At 45.1% G+C, this 2,728-nt stretch carries 2 protein-coding genes and 4 tRNA genes; all 6 read right to left on the reverse strand.

The features are described from left to right. Positions 1-50 precede the first annotated feature (50 nt). Positions 51-758, reverse strand: coding sequence for a cell wall metabolism DNA-binding response regulator WalR (gene walR, locus ACWHAR_RS19730; RefSeq protein WP_033880452.1), 708 nt, complete (start codon positions 756-758; stop codon positions 51-53). 383 nt (positions 759-1,141) lie between these two features. Beyond that, positions 1,142-1,214, reverse strand: a tRNA-Phe gene (locus tag ACWHAR_RS19735). A gap of 35 nt (positions 1,215-1,249) precedes the next feature. Then, positions 1,250-1,326: transfer RNA gene (locus ACWHAR_RS19740), tRNA-Asp, on the reverse strand. 81 nt (positions 1,327-1,407) lie between these two features. Further along, positions 1,408-1,479: transfer RNA gene (locus ACWHAR_RS19745), tRNA-Glu, on the reverse strand. A 9-nt stretch (positions 1,480-1,488) separates the two neighbouring features. Next, positions 1,489-1,564 (reverse strand) — tRNA-Lys (locus ACWHAR_RS19750). 223 nt (positions 1,565-1,787) lie between these two features. Next, positions 1,788-2,728, reverse strand: a 941-nt coding sequence (purA, locus tag ACWHAR_RS19755; protein ID WP_452087591.1) for an adenylosuccinate synthase, incomplete at its 5' end; no start/stop codon positions are given.

Here is a 2,728-nt window from a genome sequence, read left to right on the forward strand (position 1 = left end):
TAATCTTAAATTGGATCGACCGAAAAAAACCAACCTTATTCATATGGGCATTAGTCCTGTTCTGGGTTTCTCAAGTAATAACCTACACCGCGGCGTGTGACGATCCAATTTGGATGGCTCGGGTTGTCCTCGATTTTTTCACGAAGCCGGCGGACTGTTACGTCAACCGTTCTGACATCGCCGAAGTAATCATAGCCCCAAACGGTTTGAAGCAAATGTTCACGGGTCATCACTTGTCCGATATGTTTTGCTAAATAATGAAGCAATTCGAACTCACGATGAGTCAATTCGATTGTTTCATCTCGTTTTGATACAACGTACGCGTCAGGGAAGATGACGAGAGAGCCGATATGAATCTCGTTAGAGGAAGGCTCTTCCTCCGCAGGCGCTGTTGTCAGCTGGCGGCGCAGGTTCGCTTTTACACGCGCCAAGAGCTCGCGTGTGCTGAATGGTTTTGTGACATAGTCATCAGCACCGATTTCGAGCCCGATAACCTTGTCAATTTCTGAATCCTTAGCCGTCAGCATAATGATTGGCATATCGTATTTCTTTCTGACTTCACGGCATACCTCAACGCCGTCTTTATTCGGGAGCATAATATCTAAAAGAATTAAATCAGGCTGAAGCTCTTCTACCTTTTCAACGGCTTCGTTTCCGTCGTGGGCACAGTGCACTTCATAGCCTTCTTTTCTTAAGTTAAATTCCAATATATCTGCAATCGGTTTTTCATCATCTACTACAAGGATCTTTTTATCCATCATTTTGATTTTCCTCCTGCCGAATGACTTCATTTCATCTATATAACATTCGTTTCATCACTTATGGCCCATGTAAAGAATGGGTCCTTGTCTATTATAACGGTTTAAGGTCAAAAGATAAAAAAAATAAAGGTTTAGAAAAAAAACACATGTTTCACCTTTATCGCCAGTTGTTTATCTATTGTCATGCTGGACAACTTTTTTAAAAAAAGATAACTTTATTGAAACCTCCCCTCACCGGAGTGCGTCTTTATCAATGACGTCTTCTTCTTTGAACCGGCCGCAGGGCCGGTTCTCCCTTTTTCTTCTATTATAACACTCCTCATGTTTGCCTTTTTCCTAAAAGAAAAAACGCACCTACGATTGCAGATGCGTTTGGTAAGTGGCTCGGGACGGAATCGAACCGCCGACACACGGATTTTCAGTCCGTTGCTCTACCAACTGAGCTACCGAGCCAAATGTTTTATTTTTCTCTACTAAGTAAAGTAAAATGGCGGTCCGGACGGGACTCGAACCCGCGACCTCCTGCGTGACAGGCAGGCATTCTAACCAACTGAACTACCGGACCTTACAGTAATTGCCCGGAGAGCTGTCGTGTCAGCTCTCACAGACAAATAAGGAATTTAGCAATAACGCTAAAGTAAATCAATGACCCGTACGGGATTCGAACCCGTGTTACCGCCGTGAAAGGGCGGTGTCTTAACCGCTTGACCAACGGGCCTTCACGAAATGGTGAGCCATGAAGGACTCGAACCTTCGACCCTCTGATTAAAAGTCAGATGCTCTACCAACTGAGCTAATGGCTCTTAAAGATGTCGGAATTTCTATAGAGCAAACGACTTAGATCTAGTTCTCATCTTGTACTCTATTGAAGCAGTTTCCGTAACAACGAGATTTATAATATCACGAACAAATAGAAGTGGCAATAACTTTTTTGGTTTTTTTCATATTTTTTTCTCAGACCAACTTATATGCGGCTTTCAAACAAAAAACAAGCCCCTGATATAGGGGCTTGTTGGCATATTCTATTTAGTTCGCACGGTACACACTGCGAAGGACATTTGTTTGTGAGCGGTCTGGACCGACAGAGAAAATAGAAAGCGGAATGCCTGTCAGCTGAGACACACGCTCAAGATAATGGCGCGCATTCTCCGGAAGCTCGCTCAAGCTCTTCGCATCTGTAATATCCTCAGTCCAGCCTGGCATTTCTTCATATACCGGCTCACATTCAGCAAGTGCCTTAAGACTTGCTGGAAATTCTTCAATGATTTCGCCTTTGTAGCGGTACGCCACACAGATTTTCAACGTTTCAATTCCTGTTAGGACGTCAATTGAGTTCAGAGAAAGATCTGTAATTCCGCTCACACGGCGGGCGTGGCGGACAACAACGCTGTCAAACCAGCCGACACGGCGCGGGCGGCCTGTTGTTGTTCCATATTCGCGTCCGACTTCACGGATTTGATCGCCGATTTCATCTTTCAGCTCAGTCGGGAAAGGACCGTCGCCGACACGAGTCGTATATGCTTTTGATACACCGACAACGTGCTTGATTTTGGTCGGGCCGACACCAGAACCGATCGTGACACCGCCGGCAACCGGGTTAGATGACGTAACAAACGGGTATGTTCCTTGGTCGATATCGAGCATAACCCCTTGTGCGCCTTCAAATAATACACGGCGCCCTTCATCAAGAGCATCGTTTAAGACAACAGATGTATCGCAAACATATTTTTTAATCTGCTGGCCGTACTCATAATATTCGTCTAAGATATCCTCAAGTTTAAACCCTTCTGTCTCGTACATTTTCTCGAGAAGACGGTTTTTTTCTTCAAGATTGCGCTCAAGCTTTTCCGCAAACGCGTCACGGTCTAACAGATCCGCGATGCGAATTCCGATGCGGGCTGCTTTATCCATGTAAGCAGGGCCGATTCCTTTTTTCGTTGTGCCGATCTTGTTAGCCCCTTTACGCT

It is taken from the genome of Bacillus sp. LR--39 (assembly GCF_053613335.1).